The 18,300-nt window shown below is 51.0% G+C and carries 19 protein-coding genes; 12 read left to right on the plus strand and 7 right to left on the minus strand.

Translation table 11 applies throughout. The features are described 5' to 3' along the window. Positions 1 to 8 precede the first annotated feature (8 nt). From LZ463_RS21875 to LZ463_RS21900, 6 genes are all read left to right on the plus strand, one after another. Positions 9 to 2,348: a secretin N-terminal domain-containing protein gene (locus LZ463_RS21875; protein WP_241458408.1), complete on the plus strand. Its 2,340-nt coding sequence runs from the start codon at positions 9 to 11 to the stop codon at positions 2,346 to 2,348. A 20-nt stretch (positions 2,349 to 2,368) separates the two neighbouring features. Beyond that, the gene (locus LZ463_RS21880) at positions 2,369 to 2,848 is read left to right on the plus strand and encodes a type II secretion system protein (RefSeq protein ID WP_241458409.1); all 480 of its coding nucleotides are present in this window, start codon (positions 2,369 to 2,371) and stop codon (positions 2,846 to 2,848) included. 49 nt (positions 2,849 to 2,897) lie between these two features. Next, entirely contained in the window at positions 2,898 to 3,293 is a 396-nt protein-coding gene (locus tag LZ463_RS21885) for a type II secretion system protein (protein ID WP_241458446.1), read from the plus strand. A gap of 45 nt (positions 3,294 to 3,338) precedes the next feature. Beyond that, complete coding sequence (locus LZ463_RS21890) at positions 3,339 to 3,812, plus strand: type II secretion system protein (RefSeq protein ID WP_241458410.1); 474 nt, start codon at positions 3,339 to 3,341, stop codon at positions 3,810 to 3,812. Positions 3,813 to 3,891: 79 nt separating this feature from the next. Then, entirely contained in the window at positions 3,892 to 4,380 is a 489-nt protein-coding gene (locus tag LZ463_RS21895; RefSeq protein ID WP_241458411.1) for a DUF4124 domain-containing protein, read from the plus strand. A 156-nt stretch (positions 4,381 to 4,536) separates the two neighbouring features. Then, positions 4,537 to 4,665: a transposase domain-containing protein gene (locus LZ463_RS21900; protein WP_277624143.1), complete on the plus strand. Its 129-nt coding sequence runs from the start codon at positions 4,537 to 4,539 to the stop codon at positions 4,663 to 4,665. 86 nt (positions 4,666 to 4,751) lie between these two features. Here the strand turns inward: LZ463_RS21900 and LZ463_RS21905 are convergent, their stop codons facing one another. The 3 genes from LZ463_RS21905 to ompR form a co-directional block, all read right to left on the minus strand. Beyond that, positions 4,752 to 6,359 (minus strand): M64 family metallopeptidase, encoded by a 1,608-nt coding sequence (locus tag LZ463_RS21905; RefSeq protein WP_241458412.1) that lies wholly within the window; start codon positions 6,357 to 6,359, stop codon positions 4,752 to 4,754. Positions 6,360 to 6,743: 384 nt separating this feature from the next. Beyond that, complete coding sequence (locus LZ463_RS21910; RefSeq protein WP_241458413.1) at positions 6,744 to 8,105, minus strand: ATP-binding protein; 1,362 nt, start codon at positions 8,103 to 8,105, stop codon at positions 6,744 to 6,746. 93 nt (positions 8,106 to 8,198) lie between these two features. Further along, the gene (gene ompR, locus LZ463_RS21915; RefSeq protein ID WP_241458414.1) at positions 8,199 to 8,966 is read right to left on the minus strand and encodes an osmolarity response regulator transcription factor OmpR; all 768 of its coding nucleotides are present in this window, start codon (positions 8,964 to 8,966) and stop codon (positions 8,199 to 8,201) included. A gap of 233 nt (positions 8,967 to 9,199) precedes the next feature. Here ompR and LZ463_RS21920 point away from each other — a divergent pair, with 233 nt between their 5' ends. After that, the gene (locus LZ463_RS21920) at positions 9,200 to 9,565 is read left to right on the plus strand and encodes a hypothetical protein (protein ID WP_241458415.1); all 366 of its coding nucleotides are present in this window, start codon (positions 9,200 to 9,202) and stop codon (positions 9,563 to 9,565) included. A 47-nt stretch (positions 9,566 to 9,612) separates the two neighbouring features. On the opposite strand, the gene smpB is transcribed toward LZ463_RS21920, so the two are convergent. After that, complete coding sequence (gene smpB / locus LZ463_RS21925) at positions 9,613 to 10,062, minus strand: SsrA-binding protein SmpB (RefSeq protein WP_241458416.1); 450 nt, start codon at positions 10,060 to 10,062, stop codon at positions 9,613 to 9,615. Positions 10,063 to 10,172: 110 nt separating this feature from the next. Here smpB and LZ463_RS21930 point away from each other — a divergent pair, with 110 nt between their 5' ends. Together LZ463_RS21930 and LZ463_RS21935 are read left to right on the plus strand one after the other, a co-directional pair. Continuing rightward, positions 10,173 to 10,604: a type II toxin-antitoxin system RatA family toxin gene (locus LZ463_RS21930; RefSeq protein ID WP_241458417.1), complete on the plus strand. Its 432-nt coding sequence runs from the start codon at positions 10,173 to 10,175 to the stop codon at positions 10,602 to 10,604. Then, entirely contained in the window at positions 10,597 to 10,893 is a 297-nt protein-coding gene (locus LZ463_RS21935) for an RnfH family protein (protein ID WP_241458418.1), read from the plus strand. Before LZ463_RS21930 ends, LZ463_RS21935 begins: the two co-directional genes overlap by 8 nt. 20 nt (positions 10,894 to 10,913) lie before the next feature. On the opposite strand, the gene LZ463_RS21940 is transcribed toward LZ463_RS21935, so the two are convergent. After that, on the minus strand, positions 10,914 to 11,420 hold the full coding sequence (locus LZ463_RS21940; RefSeq protein WP_241458419.1) for a DUF4124 domain-containing protein: 507 nt from the start codon (positions 11,418 to 11,420) through the stop codon (positions 10,914 to 10,916). Between the two features lie 104 nt (positions 11,421 to 11,524). Between LZ463_RS21940 and guaB the strand changes: the two genes are divergently transcribed. From guaB to guaA, 3 genes are all read left to right on the plus strand, one after another. Further along, on the plus strand, positions 11,525 to 12,985 hold the full coding sequence (gene guaB / locus LZ463_RS21945; RefSeq protein ID WP_241458420.1) for an IMP dehydrogenase: 1,461 nt from the start codon (positions 11,525 to 11,527) through the stop codon (positions 12,983 to 12,985). A gap of 83 nt (positions 12,986 to 13,068) precedes the next feature. Next, positions 13,069 to 14,118, plus strand: a complete 1,050-nt coding sequence (locus LZ463_RS21950; protein ID WP_241458421.1) for a GGDEF domain-containing protein — start codon at positions 13,069 to 13,071, stop codon at positions 14,116 to 14,118. Positions 14,119 to 14,121: 3 nt separating this feature from the next. Continuing rightward, positions 14,122 to 15,714 carry a glutamine-hydrolyzing GMP synthase gene (gene guaA / locus LZ463_RS21955; RefSeq protein ID WP_241458422.1) on the plus strand — a complete coding sequence of 531 codons (1,593 nt, stop codon included), beginning with the start codon at positions 14,122 to 14,124 and terminating at the stop codon, positions 15,712 to 15,714. Positions 15,715 to 15,798: 84 nt separating this feature from the next. Here guaA and LZ463_RS21960 read toward each other — a convergent pair whose 3' ends face one another. Together LZ463_RS21960 and LZ463_RS21965 are read right to left on the minus strand one after the other, a co-directional pair. Next, entirely contained in the window at positions 15,799 to 17,943 is a 2,145-nt protein-coding gene (locus tag LZ463_RS21960; RefSeq protein WP_241458423.1) for a tetratricopeptide repeat protein, read from the minus strand. 16 nt (positions 17,944 to 17,959) lie between these two features. Next, positions 17,960 to 18,286 (minus strand): hypothetical protein, encoded by a 327-nt coding sequence (locus LZ463_RS21965; protein ID WP_241458424.1) that lies wholly within the window; start codon positions 18,284 to 18,286, stop codon positions 17,960 to 17,962. Positions 18,287 to 18,300: the final 14 nt, after the last annotated feature.

Consider the following 18,300-nt stretch of genomic DNA (forward strand, 5'->3'; position numbering starts at 1 on the left):
GAGTATTTATGATTTCATTTCGACAAAAGCCTTATTACCGATTGCTGGCCTTGCTGGCTGTCAGTCTTACCTTGTTCGGTTGTGCTGCACAAATGGCGTATCGCGAAGGCAAAGACCTGATTGCGCAAGATAAGCTGGAAGACGGCCTGGAGAAATTCAGACTGGCAATGACAGACGATCCTGGCCAACTGGAATACCGTAAAGCTTACCTGAAAACGCGCGAGCAGATTATCTATAATCTGTCTGAACAAGCAGACCAGGCAATGAAGCTGGACAAACTGCCTGTCGCAAAAAAACATTTTCAACGCATACTCAACATTGATCCCTCTAATGAGCAGGCCAGGGCAGGCTTGGTGAGGCTTGATCAACTCGAACAACACGCAGCCTTGCTGACAGAGGCACAGACAGCCTTTGACAAGAAAGAGTATGGACGTACTCAATCTTTGCTTAAAAAGGTATTGGCAGAAAACCCTGGCAGCGTTGCCGGCAACAAACTGGCCAGGATGGTAGCCGAATTGCAGGCGCAGGCACCGCAAGAAAACAAGCTCAATGCAAGCTATAAAAAATCCATCAATATCGAATTCAGGGATGCACCTGTTAAGCAGGTGTTTGAGGTGATTTCACGCACATCTGGCATTAATTTCCTGTTTGATCGTGATGTCAAAACAGATCAGCGCACCTCCCTGTTTCTGAAAAACAGCACGATAGAGGCAGCCATTCATTTTGCCTTGCTGACCAATCAACTGGAAAAACAGGTGCTGGATGCAAACACCATCCTGATCTACCCCAATACCAGCGCCAAGCAAAAAGAATATCAAGAGATGATCGTCAAAAGCTTTTACCTGAGCAATGCAGAAGCCAAGAATGTGTCCAATTCTCTCAAGACCCTGGTCAAGACGCGTGATATCGTCGTTGATGAAAAACTCAATATGCTCATCCTGCGGGACAGCCCTGACGCGATCAGGCTGGCAGAAAAAATCATCGCCTTGCAAGACCTGCCTGAGCCAGAAGTGATGCTCGAAGTCGAGATACTGGAGATCAAACGTACCCGCTTGCTGGACCTGGGCATACAGTGGCCAAATACCCTGGGTTTATCTCCCCTGGCTGGTGCGTCTGGCAGTACGCTTAAATTAAGCGACTTGAAAACCAATCTCAACCCGTCGACGATTGCCGCAACCGTGGGCCCGGTATCTGTCAAGGCCAGACGTGAAACGGGTGACGCCAACCTGCTGGCCAATCCACGCATACGGGCAAAGAACCATGAAAAAGCCAAGATACTGATTGGCGAGCGTGTGCCCAATATCACTACGACAGCTACTTCTACGGGCTTTGTTTCTGAAAACATCAACTATATAGAAGTAGGTTTGAAGCTGGAGGTCGAACCGACTATTTACCTCGATAATGATGTTGGCATCAAGATCGCGCTGGAAGTCAGCAGCCTGACCAACCAGCTTAAAACTCAGTCCGGTTCTGTCGCCTACCAAATCGGTACCAGGACTGCCAGCACGGTCTTGCGCCTGAAAAATGGTGAGACACAGATTTTGGCCGGCCTCATCAACGACGAAGAGCGTAATTCAGCCAATAAAGTGCCAGGCGTAGGTGAGTTGCCCGTCGTTGGACGTTTGTTTGGCAGCCAGCTTGATGATAGCCAGAAGACAGAAATCGTTCTGTCGATCACACCCCACCTGATACGAAATATTCAGCAGCCAGAAATGCGCAATGCCGAATTCCAGTCAGGTACAGATAGCAGTTTCCGCGTCAGACCAGAACTGTCTGACTCCGCGTCACCGGTGAACACTAATACGTCTAATGCCACCGTGGATACGACACGCACTGCGGTTAAAAATGATGCCAACCCTAATACGGGAGCAGGTGTCAATAACAACGGTGGCCCCGGTGCCATGGGCACAGGGACAGGTGGCGTTGCCATGACAGGTATGCCGCAAATGGAATGGCAGGGGCCGCGCAGTGTAAAAATTGGCGACGTATTTTCTATGCAGTTGATCATGCAGTCTGATCAGCCAGTCACTGCTGTACCCTTGACCCTGGGCTTTGACCCGCAAGTGCTGCAAGTGGTCAACGTGAATGAGGGCATATTCCTGAAGCAGGGTGGGGCAGTGACCAATTTTACGGCACAGATTGACCCCAAAGGTCAGGTTGTCGTCAGCAATACGCGTACAGGCGGCGGCGCCAGCAGCCCCGGTAGTTTGATGACGGTCAATTTCCGTGCGATGGCAGCGGCAGAGGCATCACCGATCAAGGTATTGTCGGTCATGCCGGTAGGGGCGGCTGGACGTAACTTGCAGGCACAGGCCCTGTTGCCATTCAATCTTGAAGTCCAGCCCTGACAGATTGCGGATATAGCCAGATGAAACGTGCACCGGCTTCAGGTTTTACACTTATAGAATTGCTGATCACCCTGGCAATTCTGGGGGTGTTGGCGAGCATCGCCGTGCCGGTGGCGCAACTATCTGTACAGCGCAATAAGGAGCAGGAATTGCGTTTGGCCTTGCGTGAAATACGCACTGCAATTGATCAGTACAAGCGCCTTAGCGATGAGGGGCGCATTGCCAGGAATTTTAATTCCACTGGCTACCCGGCCAGCCTGGAATTGCTGGTGGAAGGCGTAGTCGACCAGCGCGACCCCGGCCACAGGAAAATCTTTTTCCTGCGCCGTCTGCCGCGCGACCCCATGCAAAACAACCTGAACCTGGATGCGACTGCCAGTTGGGGCAAGCGTAGCTATGCCAGCGAAGCCAATGACCCGCAAGAGGGTGACGACGTTTATGATGTTTATTCCACCAGCGGCCAGCAAGGTTTGAACGGCATCGCCTACAGACAATGGTGATAGCATGCGTATCAACAAAAGAATAGATAGGATGAATTTACCCGATCACATGCAAACGGAATTTTTGTCCGCAAAACGGCAGGGTGGTTTTACCCTGATTGAGTTGCTGGTGGTGCTTGCCATCGTCGCATTGCTCAGCACTTTGACGTTGCCGCGTTATTTTCATAGTGTGGACAAAGGCAAGGAAGTCGTCCTGGTAGAAAACCTGCGCACCACCAGGGAAAGCATAGACAAATTTTTTGCAGATACTGGCCGTTACCCCGAAAGCCTGGATGAGTTGGTAGAGCGCAAATACCTGAAAGACCTGCCCATGGACCCCATCACTGAAAGCACTACAAGCTGGCAAATCGTTGCTCCAGCAGACGGCGTGCAAGGGCAGGTGTATAACATCTACAGCGGCGCAACAGGGCAGCGCGCCGACGGCAAGCCTTATAACGCTTTGTAAGTGTCAGGCATGCGCCATACAAAAACATATTGCGGTAAATCTAAGGTGCGTAGCTCTTGTAAGCAACTCGCTACTGCCAGGGGCATGGCTTACCTGAGTCTGCTATTGAGTCTGGCGCTGCTGTCAATAGCAGCACTGGCGACAGCGCAGGTACATAGCCTCATGCAAAGGCGCGCTGCGGAAGACGAGTTGCTATATGTAGGCCAGCAATATCAGCGGGCACTGCTCAGTTATGCCAATGCCACGCCCCCTGGCGCCAGCAGATCGCCCGCGTCATTAGACGACCTGCTGCGCGACCCACGCTACCCCATGCCACGGCGACACATACGCCAGTTATATGTCGACCCCATCAGCATGCAGGCAGAGTGGGGCCTGGTATTGTCACCTGATGGCAAAGGTATCATCGGTATTTACAGCAAGTCAGAAAAGCAGCCGATCAAGGTTGCCCAATTTCCAGCGTCAATCAAGGGTTTTGAGGATAAGAAGAGTTATCGGGAATGGGTGTTCATGGTCCAGTGAGACTGTCGGGATAGGGCATGAATTTCACATTTGTGCTGATCGATTGTTTGTTTTCGAAGGAGAGGTACGGATAAATATTATGAAAAAAATTTCGATTTTATTGATGATTTGTTTTTGTTATGCAAATGCTGACGAAATTTATAAGTGGAAAGACGAACATGGCACAGTACATTTCGGTGATCGTTCAACCGCCCCACAAAACGGCAAAAAAATTGATGTAAAAGTCTTGCAACCTAATAACGAATTATCCGATCAAGGTGACAAGGCAAAGCACCCAACACTAAACAATCAATTGAGTCCACCATTTAAAGGGGCAAATAATGATGGTAATTCCAAAACGATTCCGATTGATCCAGCGAGGGTTGGGCCAAAGTGCCTTGGCCTAGCCGAAGCCATCACAAAAGTGAAACCAGGTGCGCCATGGCACTCACTTTCAGATGAATTTAACGCCTCGTGCCCGGGAATTACTTACGAATGTCTTATCTATAAGAGAGAGCCTGAAAAAGACAAATGTACCTGGGTTAAACGCACAGATGGCAATATGGTTCGAACAAAAACTTACGAATAGGCCACGTGGGTGGGCACCAAAATGGCGTGGTGTAGAGACAAAACCGGGAAAGCCTGGCTGTATGACGTTCACCTGATGGTGAACTAATTACTGAGGGGCGCTCAGTTCCCCGGTTCCGAACGCGCTGGCTGCCATGCTGCCGCAATTCAGACCTTGTTGGGTGCCGCCAGGCTCAATGGCCTTGGTCCAATGCAAAGGCTGACCAGCGCCCTGGAACGTCTCCCGACGTGCCCTAACAATCAGATCGATTCGCTACTGCCATTCCCGGACTCTACACCGTTGTAACTTCTTTTTATAGGTGGGGCGGCTAAACGCTTACGAACGGCGTGAGTGCTCTGTCAGACATCAGCCCAAGACACCCGGCGTTCAACTTACTTGGGCGGGAACGAGTAAGTCACCGTGTAATTCCCGCTGCCCGAATACGATTTGACTTGCACATAGTAGTAGCCTGCCGTTCCTGCATAGTTGATCGCTTCGGTTGATGTGCTGCCTTCGCTGCTGGCTACCTTGGTCCAGGCGCTGCCGGAATATTTGTACAGGTAGAGGTCGAAGTCGGTGCCTGCTGGGCCGGTCAGCTGTATGCTGTAGGTGCCATTGCCCGCCTGGACATAGCCGGGTGATGCGCTGGGTGCGTTGGCTGTTGCTCCGCTGACCAGGCTGCCGGTCTGGGTGATCTGGCCGCCTGGTGAGGGTGCGTAGGAGGCAAATACGGTTCTGGCCAGGCCCTCGTTGACTGCATGCCATGGGTAGCCCAACGTACGCATGCGTGAGTTTTCTGTGGGCCTGTACTTCCCGGTCTTGCAATATTGTGCGCCCTGGAATACGCCTACTGTCCCATTTGGATATTGTCCCAGGCCGGTCGGCACGGCAGTGGAAGATGAGATCAGGCTGCCCCATTTGACGCTGCGTGTGCCGTTTAGCGACACGTCGCCGGAAGTTGGTTCTGCATTGAGGCTGCAGGTGCCGTAGTCATATTCGTCGGCCAGGGCGAAGGCGGTATGGCCTATCTCATGCAAGGCGATTTCTACTGACTGGGCATGCATGGACAAGGTCGCTATTTCACCGCCAGAGCCACCATAGCGGGTGGAATTGGAGACGACAACGATAACATCGCGCTGGTCAGGCGACAGTACCGAACCGACGATGCTGTACACTTTGTCGGAATTGACGCAGAGCAGGCGGTCTATGTTGTAGCAATAGAAGCTGCCGTCCATGGCTGTATCCCGGTAGATCCCTTTGTCCGGCTCATCTGCGCCCGACTGGTTGCTGGCGACATCGACACGGTGCACGTTGATGCTTGCCCGGTTGGCGGCAAACAGAGGATCGGCCATGAAGCCATCAATGACCTTTTGGGCATCAGTATGCCATTTGCTCATTTCGGCAGTGGTATAGCCGTCGCCGACAAAAACCAGGTCCATGCGTGCGTTGGAAGGGCCGTTATTGATGATGGTGGTGACAGTTGCTGCCGGTGGCGGGGCCTGGACGCGTGCAGCCTGGATGCTGCGCGCCATTTTTTCCAGTGAAGCGCGGTCGAATATAGTCGGCTGAGGCGGTGCAAGTGCGATACGTGAATTGCCCGCAGCTTGCTGCTGGATTTCTATACTGACGACCTTCTCATCAAAAGGCAGTGAAACCTCAAAAACGCCATCTGCCTGCCGCACTTGCTGGGACACTTCGATGGCACCGGTTTTTGGGTCGAACACTTCAATATGGCGCTGCTGGGCATTCCTCAACAGTACTTCATGCAGCACCGTTCCCTGGGCATTTTTGGCAACGACGCGCCATTTTTCATTCTGGCCACCGTCTGCCATGCCGGGTGTCAGGGCAAATTCGCCAAGTTCAGCATGCACGGGTGTGAAGGTGGTACCCTGTCTGCCGTCGCTGTAAGCGACGCGCAGCGAGATATTGCCAGCGTATGCTGTGCTGATTTGAACTGCCGTGACTGCAACGAACATCAAAATAAGTTTGATTGAATTCATACTGTCTCCGAATAAAATAAGGTGGATGTGTGAACCGTCGACGCTGATAAAAAATGACCTTCCCTGCGGGTAGAGGTTGAAGTGAGGGAAGGCGCTGCGCCTGATGCTGGCAGCTGCAGACTAGTATAGTAAAAAAGCTAGATTAAACAGCAATTAATGTAAGCAGATGTGAATTCTTTTTGTGCGGTCATCCCAGTATTTTTGCTGCCCGCAGGTGTATGGCGTCTTGATTAATTCTGATGTCGTTGATGCTTGCGAGATCTGTAAGGAAGGCAAGCCTGTGTTGCTGAAGGGGATTGAGACGGACTGTTCTGGTATGGGGAGAGCCGGTTTTAATTCTTGTATGTCCGCATGTGGTATCGATATTGATCGTCGATAGAGGTGTTACGCCTCTTTTGACTCCTGCAAGGCAATCACGATGACGAAACCACCCTCCTGATGGTTATAGATACGCAGTTTGCCACCGTGGCTCTTGATGATGCGGTCGACGATGGCCAGGCCCAGGCCTGAGCCATTTGCCTGGCTGCGTGATGCATCGCCACGGGTAAAAGGACGTAACAGGCGTATCAGATCCTGCTCTGCCACACCCATGCCATGGTCCCGGAAGCTGATCAGGATATTGTGCTTTCTTTCTTTGGTCTTGCGTGAACACTGGACATCCAGCGTAGTGATGGGCGCGCCGGCAGTCTTGCCGTAGCGGCAGGCGTTTTCTATCAGGTTGTTGAACAGACGCCTGAGTTCAGTCAGGTTACCGTTGACATGAATGTCAGGCGCAATGGCCGTGCGCAGACGCAGGTTCTGGAAGCGGTGCGCTTCATCGATGACTTGCTGCATCACGTCACTGATGTTGATGCGCTCAAATTCAACTTTGTCGAGTGGTTTTGCATAGTCAAGGAACTGGTTGATGATTTCATCCATCTGTTCCAGGTCCGACTGCATGCCTATCCTGGCTTCATTGCTCAGGTTGGCCATTTCCACTTCCAGTTGCATGCGCGCCAGCGGTGTGCGCAAGTCATGCGATATACCGGCCAGGATGATGGTGCGGTCAGATTCTATGCGGACCAGATCTTCCATCATGCTGTTGAAGCTGAGGTTGGTTTCGCGTATCTCTTTTGGTCCTTTTTGTGGCAAGGGCGGTGGTTGCTTGCCTTTGGCAACGGCACGGGCGGCATTGCTCAGTCGTGATAACGGATCATTGATAAGTTTTGAGATAATGGCGGCGCCAAGCAGCGTCAGGAACAGTGTGAGTATGGCCCAGCTCAGCAATTGCTGGCCTATGGGCGGGTCCAGCCTGTCCTGCTCCAGGCGCAGCCAGTAGCGGTCACCTTCGATGTCAAAGCTGATCCAGAAGCCGCTGATGCCATTGAGCTTGCTGGCAAAGCGGGTTTCATATCCCAGCCCCCTGAGCATGAGCGGTTTGGATTCCTGGAAAAATGCTGTTGGTTCTGGCTCTTCAATCTGGTCGCTGTCTTCGAGCAGGTAAATCTGTACGCCTTCTTTGTTGGCGAGGTCAAGCAGGAGTTCCTGGCGCTTTTCAGGTGCTGAGTGGGTGAGGGCGGCGCGGGTAATGGTGACGATGGAGATGATCTGGGCGGCCATCTGCTGGGCGCGCGGTGCTGTTTCCAGTGTGCGGAAATTGGCCAGCCAGGCAATCATGCTGGTGGTGACAAGTATCGCCAGCATGATGAAGGTACGCCAGAACAGTCCGCTTCTGAGCCATTCCAGACTGTTCAGGTAGTCGCGCATTCAGTATCTGCTAAAAAACAAAGAAGTATAAACAAATACAGGCTCATGCGCCAACGTCGCAATGTCCAGGCAAAAAAACTTAATGAAAAGACATTAATGTGATTGTCCGTCAGGGATGAACACATAGCCCAGTCCCCATACTGTTTGTATATAGAGCGGGTTGCTGGGGTCGGGCTCTATTAATTTGCGCAAGCGTGATATCTGTACGTCCAGGCTGCGGTCAAATACTTCGTATTCGCGGCCGCGGGCCAGTTCCATCAATTTTTCCCGGGACAATGGCTGGCGGGCATGACGGGCAAAGACTTTGAGGACAGAAAACTCGCCAGTGGTCAAGGAGATGTTTTCTTCATGTTTTTTCAGGGTTCGTGTGCCCAGGTCAAGCACAAATTCGCCGAATGCAAATGTTTGTGGACCATCCGAAGGTGCGCCCGGCAATTCGTCCGGGGCTTTGCGTCGGAGTACGGCATTGATGCGGGCGACAAGTTCTCTTGGGCTAAATGGTTTGGGCAGGTAATCATCTGCACCCATTTCCAGGCCGATGATGCGGTCAACCTCTTCACCTTTTGCGGTGAGCATGATGATTGGTGTCTTGTCGCCGGCGCCACGCAGGCGGCGGCAGATGGCCAGGCCATCTTCGCCCGGCAACATCAGGTCCAGGACCAGCATGTCATAGCGCTCCCTGATCCAGAGTTTGTTCATGGCCTGTGCGTTTTCAGCACTGACGACGTGAAAGCCTTGTTCTGTCAGGTAGCGGCGCAGCAAATCGCGTAAGCGCAAATCATCATCGACCACCAGTATCTTGGCCTTGGGGCTGCTGGAGTTGGTGTTTGCGGAGTCTGGGGTAGGGGAGGTATTGTTCATAGGAATATAGTACTGTCATCGACTGAGCTTGCAAACAAATTTAACGGTTTGAATTACATACTGTTACATACTTTACTGAAACGGCGTGTGGAATTCACATGACTGCCGTAAACTTGAACCATGATATTTGAGGCTAGCAAGATATGGGTATTTGCGCATAGAATTGCAATCCATTCATATTCATAGTATCGAATTTTTCTTCCAGTTTGTGCAAGGCTCTTTTAAGCAAGGCAATGAATATACCGTACAAAAAAATTTCTGTCTTTCTGTTATCACTATTAGTGACGAGTGGAGCATGGGCTGAAATTAATCGCGGCAATGGCGGCAATGGATTATGGTCGCGCTTCAATGGTGGAACTGCCCAGCAGCAGGACAAACTTGCACGCAAAGAAGAAGCGCAGCGTGAACGTCAGATGAGTAAGCAGGCCGCGAGAAATAATTTACTGGAACGCTGTAAGGACGGTCAACACAATGGTGAGCGGGCCTGCGGTGTGGTTGATGCCAACACCAAGCGCAGTGGCCTGACGCCTGAAGAAAAGCGTGCTTTGCGCCGCCAGATCAAGGATGCCGGACATCAGTTGTATCCGGCAAAACCCTGAGGCAGACTGTTAGCCGGTCAGCCGGTAACAGTCAGGCGCCGGTGATATCAGCGGCGGTTTTGTTTCATGATTTTTTGCTGCTCGCGCTGCCAGTCCTTCGCTTTTTCAGTGTCGCGCTTGTCGTGTTGCTTCTTACCTTTTGCAAGGCCTATCTGGCATTTGATGCGGCCTTTGCTGAAATGCATGTTCAGCGGCACCATGGTGTAGCCAGAACGCTCCACTTTTCCTATCAATTTGCTGATTTCTGCAGCATTTAACAATAATTTACGTGTTCTGACGGACTCTGGATGAATGTGGGTTGATGCGGTGGGCAAGGCACCAATGTGCGCACCAAACAGGAAGATTTCGCCATTCTTGACGATGACATAGGCTTCTTTCAATTGTGCACGCCCGGCCCTGATGGCTTTGACTTCCCATCCTTGCAGGACGATACCGGCTTCATATTGTTCTTCAATGAAGTAGTCGTGGAATGCTTTTTTATTATCAGCGATGCTCATGTGAAATGAAAATGGGTCATTTAAAGTGATGAATTGCGTTTAGGCAGTTCGATACTGTGGATGACTAAGTTAAAATGCGAACCTGTGATTCTACCAAATGGTTCTATTTGATGGCAGTTGTGCATAAAACAGTTTTTGTCGCTTACAGTGCAGAGCAGATGTTTGCGCTGGTCGAGCAAGTTGAAAATTATCCCCAGTTCTTACCCTGGTGCGGTGAGGTCAAGGTGGCCGAACGTACAGAGCATGATCTGGTTGCGACGCTGTCAATCAATTATCATGGTTTAAAGCAACAGTTTACAACACGCAATAACAACCAGCGTCCACATCTGATGCAGATGAGCCTGGTCGAAGGGCCATTCAAGCAATTGTCCGGTTGCTGGAAATTCACCGAACTGAGGGTTGACGCCTGCAAGATAGAATTTGACCTGAATTACGAATTTTCCAGCAAGCTGCTTGAGCACCTGATAGGGCCTGTTTTTTCAAAAATTGCCGATAGTTTTGTTGACTCTTTCTGCGCCAGAGCCGAGACTCTTTATGGGTGAACCAGAAATCATCGCAGTACAGGTAGCTTATGCCGGCCTGGAAAAGTCCAGTCTGCTTGATCTTGACGTATCTGTCGATGCGACTTTATTGCAGGTCATACAACAGAGCGGCATCATCAAGATACATCCGGAAATTGATATCAGTGTACTCAAAGTTGGAATCTTTGGTAAATTAAAACCACTTGATGCCAGACTTCACCCCGGTGACAGGGTGGAAATCTACCGCCCACTGATCGCCGATCCCATGGAGGCACGCAGGCGCAGGGCTAAAAAACAAGCCAGAAGTTGAGCACCCGCTGCTTCGCTCTTCTAGCAACCTGCCAGGGCTTTTTTTACATCGGCCAATTCTTGCTGGCGCTGACTGTCGTCCAGGAAGGACCTTTCACCCGATTTGTCAGTGCGGCTGATGCGAACGCCTGACTCCAGGGTCTGCTTGTAATTACGTGCTCGATCACAATTCTTGGCTTTTTCGGAATCGGCCTGTTTGTCTTCATTCGCTTTTTTCTCTTTTTCCTCTGCTTCTTTGCGGCGCTTGTTGAATTCTTCGTTCTTGCTGGCCAAGGTCGCTGGTTTTTCCAGTTTTGCAGGCGTTTCTGGTGCTGGTGCACTGGCTTTGTCTTCAGCGTTGGCTGTTTTTGGAGCAGCACCAGGCGCCTTCAGGATTTTGTCCTTGGGGACAGTCTTTGGCGGTGGCATGTCCGAAAACTGCTTATTGCCTTTTTCATCTATCCACACATACTGTGCCTGGGCAACAGCGCAAAATACGACGGACAAAATCAGGGATGTGGTGAGGCGTGATATCGACATGGCAGACATGATTTGCTTTCAGGAAAATATTGATTTATACAAGAGTTTTACACGGAGCAAGACGACTTCGCAAGTTTTCTGTATAATTCGGTTTTGCGCCTATAGGAAATACTATGCGTTTACTCCAAAAAGCACTCACGTTCGATGACGTGCTACTCGTCCCTGCATATTCGAACATCCTCCCTAAAGATACTTCTCTTGCGACTAATTTGACTCGCAACATCAAGCTGAATATACCTTTGGTGTCAGCAGCGATGGATACGGTCACTGAGGCGCGTCTGGCCATTGCCATGGCTCAGGAAGGTGGTATCGGTATTATCCATAAAAACCTGACGGCAAAAGAGCAAGCCCGCGAAGTTGCCAAAGTCAAACGTTTTGAATCTGGTGTCTTGCGTGATCCTATCACCATCCCGCCAACGATGAAAATCCGCGAAGTGATCGCTTTGTCGCAGCAATATGGCATCAGCGGATTCCCGGTGGTTGAAGGCAAAATGGTGGTTGGCATCATTACCAATCGCGATTTGCGCTTTGAAGAAGAGCTTGACGCCGAAGCGCGCGCCAAAATGACGCCACGTGAAAAACTGGTTTACGTGAAAGAAGGGGCTGACCTGGCTGAAGCCAAACGCCTGATGAATAAACATCGCCTTGAACGCGTACTGGTGGTCAATGATGCGTTTGAATTGCGTGGTTTGATTACTGTAAAAGATATCCAGAAATCAACAGAGCATCCTTTTGCATCCAAAGATGAGCAAGGTAAATTGCGTGTTGGTGCTGCTGTGGGCGTTGGTGCAGATAACGAAGAGCGTGTTGATCTGCTGGCCAAGGCCGGTGTCGACGTGATTGTTGTTGATACTGCTCATGGTCATTCCAAAGGCGTGCTTGATCGCGTTCGCTGGGTCAAGACTAATTATCCGCATATTGAAGTTATTGGTGGCAATATTGCAACAGCTGCCGCTGCCCTGGCATTGGTTGAGCATGGCGCTGATGCCGTCAAGGTCGGTATTGGCCCTGGTTCTATTTGCACGACACGTATTGTGGCAGGTGTCGGTGTGCCACAAATTACTGCCATCGCCAATGTGGCTAATGCACTCAAAGGCACGGGTGTGCCATGTATCGCTGACGGTGGTGTGCGTTTTTCCGGTGACGTGTCCAAGGCCCTCGCTGCCGGCGCATCGACTGTGATGATGGGCAGCATGTTTGCCGGTACTGAAGAAGCGCCTGGTGAAGTCATCCTGTTCCAGGGCCGCAGCTACAAGTCCTATCGCGGCATGGGTAGTCTGGGTGCCATGGCTGATGGCTCAGCTGACCGTTACTTCCAGGACTCGGCTAATAATGCCGACAAACTGGTGCCTGAAGGTATTGAAGGTCGTGTGCCTTACAAGGGCAGTGTTCTGGCTATCCTGTATCAACTGGTTGGCGGCGTACGTTCTTCCATGGGTTACTGTGGCTGCGCAACGATAGATGATCTGCATACCAAATCAGAATTCGTTGAGATCACCTCGGCCGGTATGCGTGAATCGCATGTCCATGACGTGCAGATCACGAAAGAGGCGCCTAACTACCGTGCTGATTAATGTTGAAAATTACAGCAGAAACCATGAGTAAATATCCAGCGTGAGAAGCATAGCCTGCCTAGAGAATGTCCGGAGAGAGTGGTATGTCAACTAATCTAGACCGTTCCAATCCAACCACGACTGCACCTGTCAGTTCAGGATTTGAACGCCTGGTTTCAGAAAAACTGGAAATTCGCATAGGCCGCTTCGAGCGCATGGGTATCAATCTGTTTGGTGTGGCAAATTGTTTTCTCAGCCTGGGTAAGCTTAGTCCCAGGTTCGAGAACATGGTGCACTCCATCACCAATATGGAAGCCACGTTCAGTGACAGCATCCCGTTATCGGATGATTTGTTCGTGGTCCCCGATTTGCTTGAGCATGAGACCTTGAGTCAGCATGCTTTGGTGGCAGGGGAGCCACATATACGGTTTTTTGCATCTCATCCTGTCTTTGATCAGAGCAGTCAACTAATAGGCAGCCTGGTATTGCTTGATTATCAGCCGCGTGAACTTAGTGATGAAGAACGGCAGTCATTTTCTGACCTGGCTTCCATGGCTGAGCGTGAGATGGCTTTTGGCAACCTGTATCAAATCCATCTGGAAGTTATCAAGCAAAACCGCAATCTTAAGCGTGATTCCCTGATTGACCCTTTGTTGGGCACCTGGAATAAACCAGCTATCATCCGCTCCCTGAAGCTGGAGATGGAGCGTTGCGCCAAGGCGTCAAAGCCTTTGGCACTGCTGATTGCCAGCGTCGATCAGATGGAGCATCTGCGCGAATTGCATGGTATTGCGATTACCGATATGGTCCTGGTAAAGACTGTCAGCCGCATACGTTCCTGCGTGCGCCCGTTTGATGCATTGGGGCGTTTCGGGACTGATCTCTTGCTGGTGGTGTTGCCTGGCGCATCACATCTGGTTTGTACTGCTGTTGGTGAGCGCGTTCGCGCTTCCATCATGATGCATCCTGAAGTCATTGATGACCGTGGTGTTGCGCTGACCATCAGTGCCGGAGCGGCATCAACGGATATTTTCCCTGATGCGGAGCCTGAAATATTAATTAGCCTTGCAGAAAAAGCCCTGCTTTCAGCCAGAAATGCAGGAAACAATTGTGTTGTTCAGGCCACGCCTGCGCAACCTGACCTGATAATTTGATTTATGCATTCAAAAATTCTTATCCTCGATTTTGGTTCCCAAGTCACGCAATTGATCGCACGCCGTGTTCGTGACGCAGGTGTTTTTTCTGAAGTTCATCCTTACGATGTCAGTGACGAATTCATCAAGAGTTATGGTGCCGCCGGGATTATTTTATCTGGTGGCCCCAGCAGCGTGACTGAAGGTGATACCCCCCGTGCGCCGATGGCTGTATTCGAGGCTGGTGTGCCGGTTCTGGGTATTTGCTATGGCATGCAAACCATGGCTGAACAGTTGGGGGGCAAGGTTGAAAACGGTCATGTACGTGAATTCGGTTACGCCGAAGTCCGCGCCCGTGGCCATACAGCCCTGCTCAAAGACATCAATGATTTTGTCACACCTGAAGGCCACGGCATGCTCAAGGTTTGGATGAGCCATGGCGACAAGGTCAATGACATGCCGCCAGGCTTCAAGCTGATGGCATCCACAGATAATTGCCCGATTGCGGCAATGGCTGATGAAGACCGTCGTTTTTACGCCGTACAGTTCCATCCCGAAGTTACGCACACCCTGCAAGGCGAAGCCATACTTGGCCGCTTCGTACATGAAATCTGCGGCTGCAAATCCGACTGGAACATGCCTGATTACATCGCCGAAGCAGTCGCATCGATACGCGCCCAGGTGGGTGATGATGAAGTCATCCTTGGCCTGTCTGGTGGTGTCGATAGCAGCGTTGCTGCCGCATTGATACACCGTGCGATTGGCGACAAACTGACTTGCGTATTCGTTGATCATGGCCTGCTGCGTCTGGATGAAGGCAAGATGGTCATGGAAATGTTTGCCAACAACCTGGGTGTCAAAGTCATCCACGTTGACGCAACTGCCCAATTCATGGGCCACCTTGCCGGTGTGACTGACCCAGAAGCCAAGCGCAAGATCATAGGCCGCGAATTTGTCGAAGTCTTCCAGGTAGAATCCGGTAAGTTGAGTAATGCCAAATGGCTGGCGCAGGGCACGATTTACCCTGACGTCATCGAAAGTGCCGGCAAAGGCAAAAAAGGCTCACACACCATCAAGAGTCACCACAACGTCGGCGGCTTGCCAGATACCCTGAACCTGAAACTGCTCGAGCCCCTGCGCGAATTGTTCAAGGACGAAGTACGCAAACTGGGCGTTGCCCTTGGCCTGCCACACAGCATGGTGTACCGCCATCCTTTCCCTGGCCCTGGCCTCGGCGTACGCATCCTGGGTGAAGTGAAGAAGGAATTTGCCGACCTGCTGCGCCGTGCCGATGCCATCTTCATCGAAGAACTGCGTAGCAATTACGTTGATCCGCATGCAGAAAAACCGCAAAGCTGGTACGACGCCACCAGCCAGGCCTTTGCCGTATTTTTGCCAGTCAAATCCGTCGGCGTGATGGGCGATGGCCGTACCTACGAATACGTTGTCGCCCTGCGCGCCGTACAAACCCAGGACTTCATGACAGCCCACTGGGCACACCTGCCGCATGAGCTGCTGGGCAAAGTATCCAACCGCATCATCAACGAAGTACGCGGCATCAACCGCGTCGTGTACGACATCTCAGGCAAGCCGCCTGCGACGATTGAGTGGGAGTGATTTTAGGTCTGGCAGTATCAGGCAACTGACAGCACGAAACACCTCGGAAGCCCGCGTCATTGCGGGCTTTTTGTAATTTTGTGATTATTTAATGAACCCCAAAAGTTGTGCTAACTCTGTCTGGATGCTGGTAATTTCTTCGGACTTGGGCTCGATCGCTACGATCGCTTCGTACATTGCCCGCGCTTGTGTAGTATCGCCAGCTTTGCCGTAATCTATATACAGGTTGAATGCCGCCATGGCTTGCTGAAGAGCGATTTCCTGGGACTTGGGCTCGATCGCTACGATCGCTTCGTACATTGCCCGCGCTTGTGTGGTATCGCCAGCATTGCCGTAAATGGTGCACAGGTTGACTGCTGCCATGGCTTGCTGAAGAGCGATTTCCTGGGACTTGGGCTCGATCGCTACGATCGCTTCGTACATTGCCCGCGCTTGTATGGTATCGCCAGCATTGCCGTAAATGGTGCACAGGTTGAATGCCGCCTTGGCCTGCCGAAGATCGATTTCCTGGGACTTGGGCTCGATCGCTACGATCGCTTCGTACATTGCCCGCGCTTGTGTGGTATCGCCAGCATTGCCGTAATCTATACACAGGTTGACTGCTGCCATGGCTTGCTGAAGAGCGATTTCCTGGGACTTGGGCTCGATCGCTACGATCGCTTCGTACATTGCCCGCGCTTGTGTGGTATCACCAGCAGTGCCGTAATAGTGGCTCATGTTAACTGCTGTCATGGCCTGTAGAAGTGCAATTTCCCCAGACTTCGGCTCCATTGCTGCGATAGTAACCAACTTTTTATAGCATTCATTTGCGAAAACTAACTCGCTTTTCTCCATCCATACAAATGCCAGATTTGCATACAGTATTCCTATCAGGAAATTCGATTCCGCCTGGTTTGGACGTGTCAATTCTACCGACTGAATTAAAGATTTTAATTTAGGATGTTTCGGAAAGTCCTGAATAGCACGCATCAAAAATTCAATCAAACCGCGGCCGCCGTTCATTTTCCAGCAGGCTTGCAACTCAGGTTTCCAGTCCCCCGTATTCCATTGCAGTAGGTTGCTTGGAGCTGTCCATTCGGAAAGTACAAATAGTTCACCTAGCAGATCTGGCTCCAATCGCGGTATACATGTTTCTGCACTTTCGCCATGTAGAATCGTAGCCCAGCGCTGGTTAAATTGGCTGTCAAGTTTGGCGCAGCCAACGGCTTCCAGTAAAGCGCCGATATAGTCTGTGGGCGAAATATTCAGATCTGAAGCGTTTAGATCAAGCGTGCCTGCAAGCGTTGTAAAGCGCAGAAGCTTCCGATCGTCGTCGGTGACCCCTAGTTCTTTCCATCGTTCCAGCTCACGGGTTAGTACTTGCATAAGTAGCGCATCCGTATCCCAGTTAATATCACCATCCACTTTACCGGCGGCGATCGCATCGGCCAAAAATAGTGCAAACAGGGGGCGGTGCTCGATGTCAAGTTTGTTCAGCAAATCCTTGATTGGTTGCCCGGATATTTGCTGTTGATTCTTGCTATAGCGTAGCAACAATGCCTCAACCAATTGATATGCTTCATCTAATGAAAATTGTTCCAGTGCGAGATAATTGTTTGAATGTTTGGTCTCCGTAATACGGTTTTTGTCTTCATTTGATAAAGCGCTTAAAAGCCGTTCGTGCCAGCCACCTTCGGTAGTCCGTTCCAGGAACAAGAGGCGAACAGGGTACTTCCATTTGGTCGCTTTTTTCGCACAGGTATTGAGCGCTTCTTTCAGTTGATCGGCTACGCCCGCCACATAATCGACCACCAGCAGGGTTGGCTGCTCTGGTGTCCAGTCGCTGGCAAGGCATGCAAGATTGGAAGTTAAGGTGCTACCGTGGCCGAGAAACATCCAGTTCCAGTTTTTTTGAGGGACATCCAGCGCATGCGCCAGTTCCAGCGCCAGGCGACTCTTGCCGGTGCCGCCTTTTCCTATAATGCCCCACCAAAGAAATTTTGAGTCCGTGTTGCAAAATTCTTTTAGTTGTCGTAATTCGTCATCTCGCCCAAATAATTTCGTGGCACGTGCTGAAAAATGAAAGCGCGAAATGCTGTCAGCTTCCCAGTTAGCGTTTGGCTGATTGGGAGTAAGAGACAGTGTAGGCTGGTCACCAGCATTCATGTTTCCATGCACATGGAAGTTTTGTGCAACGACTGCGCTGTTTGTGGTTAGCGTTTCAACGATTTTGCTTTCATTTTTTGACATGCGACCCCTTTTTTCCCTACATCTGAAAATGTTGGGTGACGATTGTGTTGGCGACTACCACCTTGGCTGCATTGATGGTGCCGACCATAGAAGCGGCAGCGCCGGTTTCCTTGTCTTTCTGTAGCAGTTCCAATACTTGCTGTAGTAATTCCGGGCTTGCTGTCAATTTAGTCGCGACTTGCGTAGCAACTTCTGATGGCGCAGGATCTGACGACCAGCCAAACAAGGATTTGATTCCCTGCCACGTTGTTTTACCTGCTTCACTCGCAACCCCCTTTATGTATTCGTTGCCTAGTACAGACACAGCCGCCGTAATCGCGGCAATCGTAATTGGATCAGACATTGATTTTTACTCCT

Origin of the sequence: Undibacterium paludis, from assembly GCF_022568815.1 — a bacterium.
Taxonomy (GTDB): Bacteria; Pseudomonadota; Gammaproteobacteria; order Burkholderiales; family Burkholderiaceae_D; genus Undibacterium.